The following is a 14,824-nucleotide window of genomic DNA, read 5'->3' on the forward strand; positions in this document are numbered from 1 at the left end:
GCCTCGGCGAGCACGCGCGCCGTCGCCAGCGCCCGCTGGTGCGGCTCGCGCGGCTGGATGCTGTGCCAGCGCGCCCAGGGGGCGTCGGTGCGGGCGCGGGCCCGGGCGGCGGCGCGCTCGATGGCGCTGTACTGGGCGTGGCGCAGCCAGTCGATCTCCGAGACCCGCCAGCGCTGCTCGGGGTCCGCCTCCAGGGCGCGCAGCCGCGCATACTGCGCCGTGCGGCTGATGGGGTACCAGCACTTGAGCACCAGCGTGCCCTCGGCGGCGAGCAGGCGCTCGAGGCGGGCGATGGTCTCCAGGCGCTCGGCGAGCCCGGCGTCGCTGAGCCGTCCCCCCGCGTAGGCCAGGAAGGCGTCGCCGTACCAGGCGCCGACGAGGATGGCGAAGCGCCCCCTCGGCGGCAGGCCCCGCCAGTACCGCCACATCGGCGGGCGCTGGCGCTCCTCCTCGGTCGGGGCGGCGAAGGCGTGGGTCGCCATGTTGCGGTTGTCGAGCCACTGGTTGAGGCGGTTGAGGACACCGCCGACCCCGGCGCCGGGCATGCCCGCTGTCACCAGCACGACGGCGTTCTGCTCGGCGCGGGCGATGGCGAGCTGGCTGTGCAGCAGGCGCTCGTGCAGCTGGCGCTCGGCCTTGCTCAAGGGGCGTCTCCTTCGAGGGGGGCTCCTCGCGGCAGGATGCTAGAATGCCGTGGAGCCTCAAAACCCCATCGATGGGAGGGCGCATGGCTGCGCAGGACGTGGAAGGTGCGGGCCGCGAGCAGCCCGCCTGGCATGCGCTGACGGCGCAGGAGGCCCTCCAGCGCCTCCAGGCCGATCCCGGCAGCGGGCTCGGCGAGGGCGAGGCGGCCGAGCGCCTCGAGGCCCACGGGCCGAACCGCCTGCCCCCGCCGCAGCGCGAGAGCGCGCTCAAGCGCTTCCTCAAGCAGTTCCATAACCTCCTGATCTATATCCTGCTCATCGCCGGCGTGGTGACCGCCCTGCTCGGCAAGTGGCTCGACAGCGCGGTCATCTTTGGCGTCGTGCTCGTCAACGCCGCCATCGGCTACCTCCAGGAGGGTAAGGCCGAGGAGTCCCTCGACGCCATCCGCAACATGCTCTCCCTGCGCGCGCTCGTGCTCCGCGGCGGCGAGCGGATGACCGTCGATGCCGAGGCGCTGGTCCCCGGCGATATCGTGCTGCTCGACGCCGGCGACCGGGTCCCCGCCGACGTGCGGATCCTCGAGCAGCGCAACCTGCGCATCGACGAGGCGGTGCTCACCGGCGAGTCCGTGCCGGTGGAGAAGGCCGACGAGCCCGTGGCGGCCGACGCCGAGCTCGGCGACCGCCGGCCCATGGCCTTCTCCGGGACCCTGGTCGCCTCCGGCTCCGGCCGCGGCGTGGTGGTGGCTACCGGCGAGGCCACCGAGATCGGCAAGATCAGCACCCTGCTCGCCGGGGTCGAGTCGATCACCACGCCCCTGCTGCGCCAGATCGGCCAGTTCGGCCGCTGGCTCTCGGGGGCGATCCTGCTGCTCGCCGCGGCGACCTTCGGCGTCGGCTACTACGTGCAGGGCTACACCGCCATCGAGACCTTCCTCGCCGCGGTGGCGCTGGCCGTGGCCGCCATCCCGCAGGGGCTGCCGGCGATCATGACGGTCACCCTCGCCGTCGGCGTCCAGCGCATGGCCAGGCGCAACGCCATCATCCGCCGGCTCCCGGCGGTGGAGGCCCTCGGCTCGGTGAGCACCATCTGCTCCGACAAGACGGGCACGCTGACCCGCAACGAGATGACGGTGCGCAGCGTGATCACCGCCGAGGAGAGGTACCGGGTCAGCGGGGTCGGCTACGTCCCGGACGGCGCCTTCTACCGGGGCGATAGCGACGACGACAGCCACCCCGTGCCGGTGGCGGAGGAGCCTGTCCTGGCGCAGCTGCTGCGGGGCGTGGCGCTCTGCAACGAGGCCCGGCTCTACCACCGCGAGGACCGCTGGCGCCTCCAGGGCGGCCCCACCGAGGGGGCGCTGATGGTCGCGGCCGTCAAGGGCGGCTTCAGCCGGGAGGCGCTCGAGCGGGCCCAGCCGCGCACCGATGTCATCCCCTTCGAGTCCTCTTACAAGTTCATGGCCACCCTCCACCACGACCACGAGGGCAACGGCCTGATCGTCCTCAAGGGGGCGCCGGAGCAGGTCCTCGAGGCCTGCGCCCGGGAGCGCACCGCCGATGGGGACCGCCCCGTCGAGCGCGAGCGCTGGCACGAGGTCTTCGAGGCGCTCGCCTCCGAGGGGCGGCGGCTGCTCGCCGTGGCGGTCAAGGAGACCGGCGCCGACCACCGCGAGCTGCACTTCGACGACGTCCGGGAGGGCATGACCCTGCTCGGGGTGGCCGGCATGATGGACCCGCCCCGCGACGAGGCCATCGACGCCGTCGCCGGCTGCCACCGCGCCGGCATCGGCGTGAAGATGATCACCGGCGATCACGCCGTGACCGCCGGGGCCATCGGCGAGCAGCTCGGCATCCGCGGCGACCCGCTCGTCGGCCGCGACATCGAGGCGATGGACGACGCCGAGCTCGGCGAGCGGTGCCTGAGCACCGACGTCTTCGCCCGCACCACCCCCTCGCACAAGCTGCGCCTCGTCGAGGCCCTGCAGGCGCACGGGCAGATCGTGGCCATGACCGGCGACGGCGTGAACGACGCGCCGGCGCTCAAGCGCGCCGATGTCGGCATCGCCATGGGGCAGAAGGGGACCGAGGCGGCGAAGGAGGCCTCGGAGATGGTCCTCGCCGACGACAACTTCGCCTCCATCGCCTACGCCGTCGAGGAGGGGCGCACCGTCTACGACAACCTCCGCAAGGCGATCCTCTTCCTGCTCCCGACCAACGGCGGCGAGGCCTTCACCATCGTCGGCGCCATCAGCCTGGGGCTGGCGCTGCCGATCACGCCGGTCCAGATCCTCTGGGTCAATATGGTCACCGCCGTGACCCTGGGCCTGGCGCTGGCCTTCGAGCCCGCGGAGCCGGGGATCATGGCCCGCCGGCCCCGGGACCCGGAGCAGCCGATCCTCTCCGGCGTCCTCCTCTGGCGTGTGCTCTTCGTCTCGGTGCTGCTCGTGCTCGGGACCTTCGGCCACTTCGCCTACATGGAGGCGCAGGGCGTGAGCGAGGAGCTCGCCCGCTCGGTGGCCATCAACACCCTCGTCGTCGGCGAGCTCGTCTACCTCTTCAATGCCCGCTATATCCGGGAGTCCTCGCTCACCGTCCAGGGCCTGCTCGGCAGCCGGGCGGCGCTGCTCGCCGTGGCCGTCCTCGTGCTCCTCCAGGGGGCGTTCACCTACGCCCCGCCGCTCCAGGCCCTCTTCGGGGTCGCCGGGCTGAGCCCCGAGCAGTGGGGGCGGGTGGCCGCCTTCGGCGCCGCCCTGTTCCTGCTCGTCGAGCTGGAGAAGGCCCTGCTGCGGCGCTGGGTCCTGCCTGCCCGGGGGTGACCTGGCGCGCCGCGCCCGGGTGTGACATCCTGTCGCACCCGGGCGCGGTGATGGAGGCGAGAAGGGGGGCGTTTCGCGCCCGATCCGGCCCATCATTGCCGTCGCTACCGGCACGCCGCTCGTTAGGGTGGTGCCGATATATGGGGTACTATTAGCCCTAACAGCACAACATATTGTGCTCTCCCCGGCCTGCGTTACTTGCCTCGACCGCCCGTGAGACGGCGCGGTGCGAGGCGGCTTTTGCCTGGCCCGGTGCGCGCGGCGGGAGAGCGTTGTCGAACCCGATGACACCCAAGGGGGAGCCCATGAGCCAAGTCGTGGAGCACAAGAGCCAAGCGAAGCGGCGCTCGGCCGGAGACGTCCCGATGCAGAGCGCCTCCCTCGATATCTGGGACAAGAAGTACCGGCTCAAGACCAAGGACGAGGAGCCGCTCGACGCCAGCATCGACGAGACGTTCCAGCGGGTGGCCTGGGCCCTGGCCGAGGTGGAGGAGACCGAGGCCAAGCGCGACCAGTGGTACGAGCGCTTCCTCTGGGCGCTGCGCCACGGCGCCGTGCCCGCCGGGCGGATCATCTCCAACGCCGGCGCGTGGGACTACAAGCCCTCGACCTCGACGATCAACTGCACCGTCTCGGGGACCATCCACGACTCCATGGACGACATCCTCCGGCGCGTCCACGAGGCGGGGCTGACGTTGAAGAGCGGCTCAGGCATCGGCTATGAGTACAGCACCCTCCGCCCGCGGGGGGCCTACGTCTCCGGGGCCGGCGCCTATACCTCGGGGCCGCTGTCGTTCATGGACATCTACGACAAGATGTGCTTTACGGTCTCCTCGGCGGGGGGGCGGCGCGGCGCGCAGATGGCCACCTTCGACGTCGGCCACCCGGACGTCATGGACTTCATCCGGGCCAAGCGCGAGGACGGCCGGCTGCGGCAGTTCAACCTCTCGCTGCTGATCACCGACGCCTTCATGCAGGCGGTGGAGGCCGACGCCGACTGGCCGCTCGCCTTCCCGCTGAGCGAGGCGGAGGCGCGCTCCGAGGGGGTCGATATCCACGACCCGCAGCAGGTCCTCTGGCGGGAGTGGCCCGTCCAGGAGGGCTACATCACCGACGGCGAGGGGCGCGTGGCGTGCCGGATCTACCGCACCGTCAAGGCCCGGCACCTGTGGAACCTCATCATGACCTCCACCTACGACTACGCGGAGCCGGGCTTCCTCCTCGTCGACCGGGTCAACGAGATGAACAACAACTGGTTCTGCGAGGAGATCCGGGCGACGAACCCGTGCGTTACGGCGGAGACGCGGCTCCATACCCAGTTCGGCCTGGTCCGGGCCGGTGACCTCTACGCCTCCGGCGAGGCCCTCGAGGTTACCGTCGATCGGCGGACGTTGGCTGATGGTGAGCCCGGGACGACGAGCCGGCCGGCCAAGCCGGTCTTCATGACGGCCCGGGAAGCGGATGTGTACCGCGTGGTCACCGAGGACGGCTTCGAGATCCGGGCCACTGAGTGGCACGAGTTCTATACCGATCGGGGCAAGATCCCGCTCTCGCAGCTAGAGGCCGGCGATGCCTTGCCGGTCCAGAGCGGCAAGGGGCAGTTCGGCACCGAGGGGAACGAGCGCCTGGGGCATCTCCTGGGCTTCATTGCCGGGGACGGCCACTTTACGAATCGCGGCAAGGGGCAGGAAGCCGTAGTCATCAACCTGTGGAATGAGGATCGCCAGCTGGCTGAGGAGCTGGCGCAGACGGCCAATGGCCTCATTGCCGAGATCAACCGTCAAGGTCGGTCCTATTCGGTGAGCCCGGTGGCTGTCCCCGAGCGTAATCAGCTCTTTATCCGGTCGATCGTGTTGGCGCGCGTCCTGGCCCACTACGGCTTCACGCGAGAGACCAAGCTCCGGGTCCCGGAGGTTGTCTGGCGGGGCAGTGAGGCGTGTGTGCGGGGGTACCTGCAGGCCCTCTTCCAGGCAGATGGGACCGTCAACGTCTCGGCCAATAGCCAGAGCTGCTCGATCCGGTTGGCTGCCAGTGACGAGCGCTTCCTCCAGGAGATTCAGCGCCTTCTTAGCAACTTCGGCGTCCTGGGGCGGATCCGCACCCGGCGCGAGGCCGGTGAGCGTCAGCTGCCCGATGGCCGTGGCGGCACTCGTGCCTACGCTTGCAGCGCCGATCATGAGCTCATCCTGGATGGCCAGTCCCGCGACGCGTTCATGGCCGAGGTCGGATTCCTGCTGGAAGGGAAGAACGGCCGCTATCGGGAGTGGGCGAGGGGCCGTCCCCTGCGCAAGCCGCAGCGCTCGGTCTCGCGGGTTGCCCGGATCGAGTACAGCGGCAGGGAGCCCGTCTTCGATACCACGCAGCTCGATCATCACTCCGTGATCTTTAACGGGTTGGTGACGGGGCAGTGCGGCGAGCAGCCTTTGCCGGAGTACGGCGCCTGCCTGCTCGGCTCGGTCAACCTGACCCACTTCGTCCGCGACCCCTTCACCGACAAGGCGCGCTTCGACTGGGAGCAGTTCCGCGAGGTCGTCTCGGTGTTCACCCGGATGCTGGACAACACCGTGGAGATCAACGGCCTGCCGCTCGCCGAGCAGCGCGCCGAGATCGAGCGCAAGCGCCGCCACGGCATGGGCTTCCTGGGCCTGGGCTCGACGGTGACCATGCTGCGCATGCGCTACGGCGACGCGGACTCGGTGGCCTTCACCGAGGAGGTGACCAAGGAGATGGCCCTCGCGGGCTGGCGCACCGGCCTGGAGCTGGCCCAGGAGAAGGGGCCGGCGCCGCTGATGGAGGAGCTCTACGAGATCACCCCGGAGCTGATGCGCAAGCGCCCCGAGCTCGCCGAGGACGGCTACGCCGTCGGCGAGCGCGTCCCGGCGCGGATCCTCTGGGCGCGCTACTCCCGGTACATGCAGCGCATCGCCGAGGAGGACCCGCAGCTCGTCGAGGCGCTGACCAACCTCGGCGCGCGCTTCACCCACCACACCTCCATCGCGCCGACGGGGACGATCGCCCTGTCGCTGGGCAACAACGCCAGCAACGGCATCGAGCCCTCCTTCGCCCACCACTACGTGCGCAACGTCATCCGCGAGGGGCGCAAGACCAAGGAGCCGGTGGACGTCTTCTCCTTCGAGCTGCTCGCCTACCGCGAGTTCATCGACGCCGAGGCGCTGCCCGAGGGCGGCGAGGCGGGGCAGGGCAGGCTGCCCGAGTACTTCATCAGCGCCGACGACGTGACCCCGCAGCAGCACGTCGATATCCAGGCGGCGGCGCAGAAGTGGGTCGACTCGTCGATCTCGAAGACGGCCAACGTCCCCACGGACTACCCCTACGAGGACTTCAAGGACATCTACCGCTACGCCTACCACCAGGGACTGAAGGGGTGCACGACCTTCCGCTTCAACCCCGAGGTTTTCCAGGGCGTGCTGGTCAAGGAAAAGGACCTCTCGGAGACGACCTACCGCTTCCACCTCGCCGACGGCAGCGTCCTCGAGGCGCGCGGCGACGAGGAGGTCGAGTACGATGGCGAGCTCCACAGCGCCGCGAACCTCTACGAGGCCCTCAAGGAGGGCTACTACGGGAAGTTCTGAGCGCAGGCCCAGGTATTCAGCAACGAGGTTTCAGCACGTATGGCCAAGAAGATCGAATCGTCGATCGTCGACTACGAGGTGGTGCGCAGCAAGGACCAGGAGGAGCCCGAGGCCGCCTCGGGCTCGGCCGCCGAGGGGGGCTCGGCGGCCGAGGAGTCCCTGATCCAGGACATGCACGAGCACATCGAGCGCCCGGAGGCGCTCGAGGGGCGGACGTACAAGATCAAGACGCCGCTGTCCGAGCACGCCCTCTACGTCACCATCAACGACGTCATCCTCAACCCGGGGACAGACCACGAGATCCGCCGGCCCTTCGAGATCTTCATCAACTCGAAGAACATGGACCACTTCCAGTGGATCGTGGCGCTGACCCGGATCATCTCGGCGGTCTTCCGCAAGGGCGGCGACTGCACCTTCCTCGCCGAGGAGCTGCGCTCGGTCTTCGACCCGCGCGGCGGCTACTTCAAGAAGGGCGGGCGGTACATGCCGTCGCTGGTCGCCGAGATCGGCGACGTCATCGAGACCCACCTGCGCGAGATCGGCATGATGGACCCCGAGGGCCTCGACGAGCACCAGCGCCGCTTCCTCGAGCAGAAGCGCGCCGCCCTCGAGGGCGGTGGCGGGCAGGCGGCCAACAGCGGCGACGGCGACCCCGGCAGCTTCCCGGAGGGGGCGCAGCTGTGCGATAAGTGCCACACGAAGGCGCTGGTGGACATGGAGGGCTGCCTGATCTGCCTCAACTGCGGGGAGTCGAAATGCGGCTGAGGCTGAGGAGCTCGCCGGGGGTCTGGCTGCGCGCGGCGCGCCGCCAGCGCGGCGTGGGCACCGCGGCCGGTAGCCCGTCGGCCGGGCGACTGCGCTGGCCCGGGCTGCAGGCGCCGCCGATCAACCTGCACAACGCCCCGCCGAGCCCGCCGATGCTCCGGCAGCGCCGCCGGGAGCTGGCGGAGTGGCGCCCGTGACCGGGCGCCGGACAGGGCTGGCGGGGCTGCTGGCCGGCCTGGCCCTCGCGCTCGCCGCGGCCGGCTGCGCCCCCGGCCCGCAGAGCGTGCGGCCGGCGCCGACGGCGGCGATCGAGGAGCGCCCGGCGGATCCCCCCTCAGGGACCCTGGCCCTGCGGGTGATCGACCGGCGCCCGAGCCCCGTGCTCGGCTACCGCGACGAGGGGCGGGGGGTCACCCTCCGGACCGAGGGGGACCTGGCCGCCGCCGTCCGCGAGGGCCTCGCCGCGGCCCTCGCCGGGCAGGGCCTAGAGGTCCTGGCGTGGGACGGCGAGGCCGAGCGCCGCCTGACGGTGCACATCCGCAGCCTCGACTACCAGCGCAGCGGCGGCCTCCTGAGCCGCCGCGTGCGCCTGCGCTCGCAGTGGTGGGTCCAGGGGCGCATCGACGGGGCGCCGTACACCGCCGAGGTGGCGGCGAGCGCCGAGCAGCGCGCCCTCTTCGGGCCCGGCAAGGCCCAGAACCGCAAGCTCGTCGACCGCGTCCTCGCCCGCGGGATCCGCCAGCTCGCCACCTCGCCGGAGCTGCTCCGGCTCCTGCGGGGCGGGTGAGCCCCTGAGCCTTCGGCTTCCCGGCGGGAGGCTCAGGAGGCGGGCGGGAAGGCGAGGTCGCGGAGGAAGAGCGCCACCTGCGGGAAGAGGATGACGACCCCCGTGGCCACGAGCATGATCGCGATGAACGGCGGCGTCCCGCGGATCACCTCCAGGTAGGGGCGCCGGAACGCCGCCACGGCAGTGAAGAGGTCGACGCCGAAGGGCGGGGTCGCCGAGCCGATCGCCGCCTGGAGCACCGCCAGGGTCCCCACGAGGACCGGGTCGAGCCCGGCGGCGGCCACCAGCGGCGCGAGGATCGGGGTGAAGATCAGGATCACCACGATCGGGTCGACGAACATGCAGCCGACGAAGTAGATCGCGGCGATGGCGAGCAGGGCGAGCTGGGGGGTGTCCCCGACGGCCTGGATGAGCGGGCCGATCAGCTCCTGGGGGATCTGGGCGAAGGAGATGGCGTAGGCGAAGGCCTGCCCCGCGCCGACGAGGACGAAGACCACCGCCGTGATCACCCCCGTGGACAGGGCCACCTGGGCGAGGTCGCGCGGCCCGAGGCTGCGGTAGACGCCGAGCTCGAGGACCGCCGCGTAGAGCACCGAGGCCGAGGCCGCCTCGGTGGGCGTGAACAGCCCGGTGTAGATCCCGCCGATGATGATCACCGGGAAGCCGAGCGCCGGCGCCGCGCGCCCCAGGGCCCGGCCGCGCTGGCGCCACGAGGCGCGGGGCTCGGGGGCGATCCCCTGCCAGCGGGTGTAGGCGTAGCACCAGAGGCTGATCAGGGCGAGGATCAGCAGCCCCGGCCCGATGCCGGCGATGAACAGCTCCGCCGGCGAGGTCCGGGCCACCACGCCGTAGACGATCATGCCGATGCTCGGCGGGATGAGCAGGGCCACGTCGCTGGCGTTGACGATCAGCGCCAGGGTGAAGGCGTCCTTGTAGCCGGCCTCGAGCAGCCGGGGGCGCAGCGGCGTGCCCATCGCCACCACCGTCGCCTGGGTCGACCCGGAGACGGCGCCGAAGAGCGCGCAGCTCACCGCCACGGTGATCGGCAGCCCGCCGCGCAGGTGGCCGAGGGTGGCGCTGACCAGGTCGAGCAGGGTCTGCGCCGTGCGCCCGCGGGACATGAGGTCGGCGGCGAGGATGAACATCGGCACCGCCGAGAGCACCACCGGCTGGACGCCGGTGATCATCTGCCGGATCAGGGCGTCGGGCGCGAGGAAGGGCAGCTCGAGGAGCAGCACCAGCAGCGCGCCGACGAGCAGCGGCACCTTCAGCGGGAAGCCCAGGAGCAGCAGCACCGCCATGGCGCCGAGCACCAGGGCGATCAAGGGCCCGGCTCCTCGTAGCGCTCGCGCTCGTTGTAGGCGCGGTAGATCGCCGTGCGGGTCAGGTTGCGCCAGGCGGTCAGGGCGTACTGCACCGCGCCGAGCAGCAGGCCGAGGGGGACGATGGTGTAGGCGATCCAGACCGGGATGCCGAGCGCCGTGGTCACCCGCCCCCCGGCGCGCACGTCGAGGACGTAGAGCACCGCGTACCCCCCGAGGTAGAGCAGCAGCGCCGCCGTGCCGAGGCTGACCGTGACGAGCAGGGCCTTGCGGGCGCGGCCGCGGAGCTGGTCGTAGACGGCGCTCATGGCGATATGCCGGGCGTGGCGCACGGCGTAGGCGAGCCCGCCGAAGGTGATCCAGATGAGCAGGATCTCGGTGACCTCCACGGTGCCGGGGATGGTGGTGCCGCGGAGGTTGCGGGCGAGGGTGTTGGCGATGGAGACGCCGGCGAGCAGCAGGACGCCGCCGCCGAGGATGAGGGCCTCCAGCCGCGCGGTGGCGGCGTCGAGGCGCTGCAGGTAGCGTTCCAGGCGCATTGCCCGAACATAGCGAATCGAGCGCCGTGCGCCTAGGCCGCTGCGCGGGTGTGCTACGGTTGGTAGCCGGACTCTAGAGCGAATGGAGGGAGCCATGCGGCAATCCGTTACGGCCCTGCTCCTCGCCGGGGCGCTCGCGCTGGGCGGCTGCGGCGGCGGCGAGTCGGGGCCCGAGCAGTGGCGCATCGCCCTCGAGGAGATCGAGGGCAGCATCCAGCACCAGTACGCCCAGCGCTTCGCCGAGGAGGTCGAGGCGCGCACGGACGGCGAGGTCGCCGTCGATATCTACCCCTACGGGGCGCTCGGCGAGATCGAGGACATCTACGAGCAGCTCCAGGACAACAGCATCCACTTCGCCTTCGGCTCCGGGCTGCTCGGCGGGACGGTGCCCGAGAGCCAGCTCTTCAGCCTCCACTTCGTGCTCAGCGACGACGAGTACGTCAACGCCCGGGCCCTCAACGACCCGGCGTTCCTCTGGAGCGAGCCGCTGCAGCGCGCCTACCGCAAGCACGACCTGCAGCTGCTCTCGCTGCTGCCCGAGGGCTGGCAGGTCTGGAGCGCCAACCAGCCCATCCGCAGCCCGGCGGACTTCGAGGGGGTGCAGATCCGCACCATGGACAACCGCCTGCTGCGCGAGACCTACGAGGCCTACGGGGCGGACCCGACGCCGATGGCCTACGGCGAGCTCTACAGCGGGCTCCAGCAGGGCGTGGTCGACGCCGCGGTGCAGCCCTTCTTCGCCCACGAGGAGATGGGCTTCTACGAGGTCCAGGACTACCTGATCTCGGCGCGCCAGGCGCAGTTCATCGCCAGCTTCATGGCCAGCGCCACCTTCTACGAGCGCCTCTCCGAGGAGCGCCGGCAGATGCTGCGCGAGATCACCGCGGGCATGGTCGACTGGGCCCACGAGATGCAGCAGCGGGTCAACCGCCAGCGCCGGCAGGCCATCCAGCAGGAGTCGGACACCGAGATCGTCGAGCTCGACGAGGCGCAGCGGGAGGCCTTCCGGGATCTCGCCCGCCCCCTGCGGGCGATGTTCGCCTCGCGGGTCGGCACCCGCGGCGAGCAGGCGCTGACCCGGCTGCTCGACGCCGTGGAGGCCGCCGAGGCCGAGCACGGCGACGGGGACGACTAGCGGGGCGGATGCCCCTAGCGGTGGCCGGGCCTGGGCTCCGGGCGTAAGGCGCCCGGGGGCGTCTGCCGAGCGCGCCCTGGCGGGTCCCCTGCGCTTCTCGCCCGAGCGGGGCCGCGCGCTAAACTCGCTTCGCTCGGACAACGCGCGCTCGCCGAGCGGCTAGCGCCGCTCGGCGCCCCGCTCGGGCTGCGATGCTCGGCGCGCTCGAGAGGACGCCCCCAGGCGCCTTACGCCCGGAGCCCAGGCCCCTCCCCGCGTGTCCGTAGCGCCTCGGCCGGTGCGGGTGGGCAGCCCGCCCCGGCGCGGTGGTATATTGAGGAGTATCAACACCAGGGCCAGGAGGTGAGGACGATGGTCCAGACGGAATCGATGATGCTGCCGCTCGGCACGCCCGCCCCGGACTTCGCGCTGCCGGATACCGAGGGCCGCACGGTCTCCCTGCGCGGCGATCTCGCCGGCGGCCAGGGCGTGCTGGTGATGTTCATCTGCAACCACTGCCCCTTCGTCAAGCACCTGCGCGACGAGCTCGCCCGCTTCGGGCGCGAGTGCCAGCAGCGGGGCGTGGCCGTGGCCGCGATCAGCGCCAACAGCCCGGAGACCCACCCCGACGACGGCCCGGAGCAGATGGCCCGCGAGCGGGCGGAGGCCGGCTACACCTTCCCCTACCTCTTCGACGCCGACCAGTCGGTGGCCAAGGCGTACCGCGCCGCCTGCACGCCCGACTTCTACCTCTTCGACGCCGGGCTGCAGCTCTTCTACCGGGGCCGCTTCGACGAGAGCACGCCCAAGAACGGCCGCCCGATCACCGGGACCGACCTGCGCGGCGCCGTCGAGGCCCTGCTCAGCGGCGGCGCGCCGCCGGAGCCGCAGTACCCGAGCATCGGCTGCAACATCAAGTGGGAGCCGGGCAACGAGCCCGAGTACTTCAGCGGTGGAGGATGAGCTCGAAGGCGAGCTTCGTCCCGAAGTAGCCGAGCATCAGGGCGAGGAAGCCGGCGAGGGTCCAGCGCACGGCGGTCTGGCCCCGCCAGCCCCAGACCGTGTGGCCGACGAGCAGGGTCCCGAAGACGATCCACGAGGCGACCGACAGGGACGTCTTGTGGATCATGTCGATGTCGAGCATGGTGCCCGGGAAGGCGATGAAGCCGGTGGCGAGCGCCACGGTCAGCCCGCCGAAGCCCACCGCCACGAGCCAGAAGAGCTGGCGCTCCATGGTCTGCAGCGCCGGGAGCCGCCGGACGAAGCCGGTGGCGCGGTGGTGGCGCAGCCGGTAGTCGAGGGCCGCGAGCACCAGGGCCTGGAGCACCGCCGCCAGCAGCATGGCGTAGGCGGCCATGGAGATGATGATGTGGACCTGGAGCAGGGGATCGCTGGAGATGGTCGACGCCCCGCCGGTGAACAGGGTCGTCACCACCGCCAGGGCCGACAGCGGCCAGAGCAGGACGCCGAGGTGCTCGACCGGGTAGCGCAGGCTGGCGACGACCAGCCCCGTGCAGGTGATCCACGAGACCAGCGACAGGGCGCTGAAGAAGCCCAGGTTGAGCCCGCTCGGCGCCCAGGTCGTCTCGGCGACGACCACGATGTGGGTGCCCACCGCTGCGGCCGCCAGGGCGATGCCCGTGGAGCGGGCCGGGCCGCGCTCCTCGCCGCGGGAGAGGCGCAGGGCGATGGCGCCGGCGGCGGCCAGATAGAGCAGGGCGGTGACGATCGTCAAGGCAAGCGCATACATGATGGCGCAAATCTTGGCACAATCGAAGGATAGCGGAAACACCCTGCGACAACGCTGCAGCCTCGTGCGCCGCGTTTAGCGCGCGGCGCTCGGGCAGTATAATGCGCCTCATCTCCCTCGATTCCAGTCAATAGGCGGCAATCTATGTTCGACAGTCTCAGCGAGCGGCTCGACTCGGTCACGCAGCGCATGCGCGGGCGCGGCCGCATTACCGAGGAGAATATCCAGGAGACCGTGCGCGAGGTGCGCATGGCCCTGCTCGAGGCCGACGTCGCCCTGCCGGTGGTGCGCCGCTTCACCGAGGAGGTCAAACAGCGCGCCGAGGGCGCCGAGGTCGCCAAGAGCCTCAACCCCGGCCAGGCCTTCATCAAGATCGTCCAGGACGAGCTCATCCGGGTCATGGGCGAGGGCGTCGAGGGGCTCAAGCTCAACGTCCAGCCCCCGGCGGTGGTCCTGCTCGCCGGCCTGCAGGGCTCCGGCAAGACCACCTCCGTCGGCAAGCTCGCCCGCTACCTGCGCGAGCGCGAGAAGAAGAAGGTCCTCGTCGTCAGCTGCGACGTCTACCGGCCGGCGGCCATCGACCAGCTCGCCACCCTCGCCGAGGAGGTCGAGGTCGAGGCCTACCCGTCGAGCTCCACCGAGGAGCCCGAGCGCATCGCCCGGGCGGCCGTCGACCACGCCCGGCGCCACTACTTCGACGTCGTGCTCGTCGACACCGCCGGGCGGCTGAGCATCGACGAGGCGATGATGGACGAGGTCAAGCGCCTCCACGCCGCGGTCAAGCCGGCGGAGACGCTCTTCGTCGTCGACGCCATGACCGGCCAGGACGCCGCCAAGACCGCCCAGGCCTTCGGCGAGGCCCTGCCGCTGACCGGCGTGGTGCTGACTAAGGCCGACGGCGACGCCCGCGGCGGCGCGGCGCTGTCGGTGCGCTACGTCACCGGCGCGCCGATCAAGTACCTCGGCATGGGCGAGAAGAGCGACGCCCTCGAGCCCTTCCACCCCGACCGCATCGCCTCGCGCATCCTCAACATGGGCGACGTGGTCAGCCTCGTCGAGGAGGTCGAGCGCTCCGTCGATCAGCAGAAGGCGGAGAAGCTCGAGAAGAAGATGCGCAAGGGCGGCAAGGGCTTCGATCTCGAGGACTTCCGCGAGCAGATGCAGCAGATCGACCAGCTCGGCGGCCTCGGCAGCCTCATCGACAAGATGCCCGGCATGGGCAAGTACACCGAGCACGTCAAGAACCAAATGGACGACGGCTACGTGCGCCGGCAGCTGGCCATGATCAACTCCATGACCCCCAAGGAGCGCGCCCGGCCCGACATCATCAACGGCTCGCGCAAGAAGCGCATCGCCGCCGGCTCCGGCGTCCAGGTCCAGGACGTCAACCGCCTGCTCAAGCAGTTCAAGCAGATGCAGAAGATGATGAAGCAGGTGAAGAAGAAGGGCGGGGCGCAGCGGATGTACCAGCAGCTGATGGGCGGTGGCGGC

General features: G+C 71.0%; 11 protein-coding genes and 1 pseudogene. 8 read left to right on the forward strand and 4 right to left on the reverse strand.

Going from position 1 to position 14,824, the window contains the following annotated elements:
* Nucleotides 1-644, reverse strand: a pseudogene (locus CKO13_RS05925) (polyphosphate:AMP phosphotransferase); the annotation flags it as partial.
* Nucleotides 645-727: 83 nt separating this feature from the next.
* Between CKO13_RS05925 and CKO13_RS05930 the strand changes: the two are divergent.
* From CKO13_RS05930 to CKO13_RS05950, 5 genes are all read left to right on the forward strand, one after another.
* Nucleotides 728-3,463: a cation-transporting P-type ATPase gene (locus CKO13_RS05930; protein ID WP_200257827.1), complete on the forward strand. Its 2,736-nt coding sequence runs from the start codon at nt 728-730 to the stop codon at nt 3,461-3,463.
* 305 nt (nt 3,464-3,768) lie between these two features.
* On the forward strand, nt 3,769-7,056 hold the full coding sequence (locus CKO13_RS05935) for an LAGLIDADG family homing endonuclease (RefSeq protein ID WP_200257829.1): 3,288 nt from the start codon (nt 3,769-3,771) through the stop codon (nt 7,054-7,056).
* A 39-nt stretch (nt 7,057-7,095) separates the two neighbouring features.
* A complete protein-coding gene (locus CKO13_RS05940; RefSeq protein WP_200257831.1) occupies nt 7,096-7,821 on the forward strand; it encodes a TSCPD domain-containing protein in 726 nt (241 codons plus the stop codon).
* Nucleotides 7,812-8,018, forward strand: coding sequence for a hypothetical protein (locus CKO13_RS05945; RefSeq protein WP_200257833.1), 207 nt, complete (start codon nt 7,812-7,814; stop codon nt 8,016-8,018). Before CKO13_RS05940 ends, CKO13_RS05945 begins: the two co-directional genes overlap by 10 nt.
* The gene (locus CKO13_RS05950; protein ID WP_200257835.1) at nt 8,006-8,608 is read left to right on the forward strand and encodes a YajG family lipoprotein; all 603 of its coding nucleotides are present in this window, start codon (nt 8,006-8,008) and stop codon (nt 8,606-8,608) included. Before CKO13_RS05945 ends, CKO13_RS05950 begins: the two co-directional genes overlap by 13 nt.
* 32 nt (nt 8,609-8,640) lie before the next feature.
* On the opposite strand, the gene CKO13_RS05955 is transcribed toward CKO13_RS05950, so the two are convergent.
* Nucleotides 8,641-9,933 carry a TRAP transporter large permease gene (locus tag CKO13_RS05955; protein WP_200257836.1) on the reverse strand — a complete coding sequence of 431 codons (1,293 nt, stop codon included), beginning with the start codon at nt 9,931-9,933 and terminating at the stop codon, nt 8,641-8,643.
* Complete coding sequence (locus CKO13_RS05960; RefSeq protein ID WP_200257838.1) at nt 9,930-10,469, reverse strand: TRAP transporter small permease; 540 nt, start codon at nt 10,467-10,469, stop codon at nt 9,930-9,932. The genes CKO13_RS05955 and CKO13_RS05960 overlap by 4 nt, the downstream gene beginning before the upstream one ends.
* Before the next feature lie 94 nt (nt 10,470-10,563).
* Here CKO13_RS05960 and CKO13_RS05965 point away from each other — a divergent pair, with 94 nt between their 5' ends.
* Nucleotides 10,564-11,604, forward strand: coding sequence for a TRAP transporter substrate-binding protein (locus CKO13_RS05965; protein ID WP_200257840.1), 1,041 nt, complete (start codon nt 10,564-10,566; stop codon nt 11,602-11,604).
* 351 nt (nt 11,605-11,955) lie between these two features.
* Nucleotides 11,956-12,546 carry a thioredoxin family protein gene (locus tag CKO13_RS05970; RefSeq protein WP_200257842.1) on the forward strand — a complete coding sequence of 197 codons (591 nt, stop codon included), beginning with the start codon at nt 11,956-11,958 and terminating at the stop codon, nt 12,544-12,546.
* On the opposite strand, the gene CKO13_RS05975 is transcribed toward CKO13_RS05970, so the two are convergent.
* Complete coding sequence (locus tag CKO13_RS05975; RefSeq protein ID WP_200257844.1) at nt 12,530-13,318, reverse strand: cytochrome C assembly family protein; 789 nt, start codon at nt 13,316-13,318, stop codon at nt 12,530-12,532. The two genes, CKO13_RS05970 and CKO13_RS05975, sit on opposite strands and share 17 nt — an antisense overlap.
* 159 nt (nt 13,319-13,477) lie before the next feature.
* On the opposite strand from CKO13_RS05975, the gene ffh reads away from it, so the two are divergent.
* Nucleotides 13,478-14,824 (forward strand): signal recognition particle protein (gene ffh / locus CKO13_RS05980; RefSeq protein ID WP_200257846.1); only part of this gene is annotated, 1,347 nt, incomplete at its 3' end.

Origin of the sequence: Halorhodospira neutriphila (assembly GCF_016584055.1) — a bacterium.
In the GTDB taxonomy this organism is placed as follows: Bacteria; Pseudomonadota; Gammaproteobacteria; order Nitrococcales; family Halorhodospiraceae; genus Halorhodospira; species Halorhodospira neutriphila.

What these genes read in the sequence shown, in the direction of transcription:
- CKO13_RS05960 (WP_200257838.1), bottom strand. Translation starts at nt 10,469, where the DNA reads ATGCGCCTGGAACGCTACCTGCAGCGCCTCGACGCCGCCACCGCGCGG.
- CKO13_RS05940 (WP_200257831.1), top strand. Translation starts at nt 7,096, where the DNA reads ATGGCCAAGAAGATCGAATCGTCGATCGTCGACTACGAGGTGGTGCGC.
- CKO13_RS05930 (WP_200257827.1), top strand. Translation starts at nt 728, where the DNA reads ATGGCTGCGCAGGACGTGGAAGGTGCGGGCCGCGAGCAGCCCGCCTGG.
- CKO13_RS05945 (WP_200257833.1), top strand. Translation starts at nt 7,812, where the DNA reads ATGCGGCTGAGGCTGAGGAGCTCGCCGGGGGTCTGGCTGCGCGCGGCG.
- CKO13_RS05970 (WP_200257842.1), top strand. Translation starts at nt 11,956, where the DNA reads ATGGTCCAGACGGAATCGATGATGCTGCCGCTCGGCACGCCCGCCCCG.
- CKO13_RS05965 (WP_200257840.1), top strand. Translation starts at nt 10,564, where the DNA reads ATGCGGCAATCCGTTACGGCCCTGCTCCTCGCCGGGGCGCTCGCGCTG.
- CKO13_RS05935 (WP_200257829.1), top strand. Translation starts at nt 3,769, where the DNA reads ATGAGCCAAGTCGTGGAGCACAAGAGCCAAGCGAAGCGGCGCTCGGCC.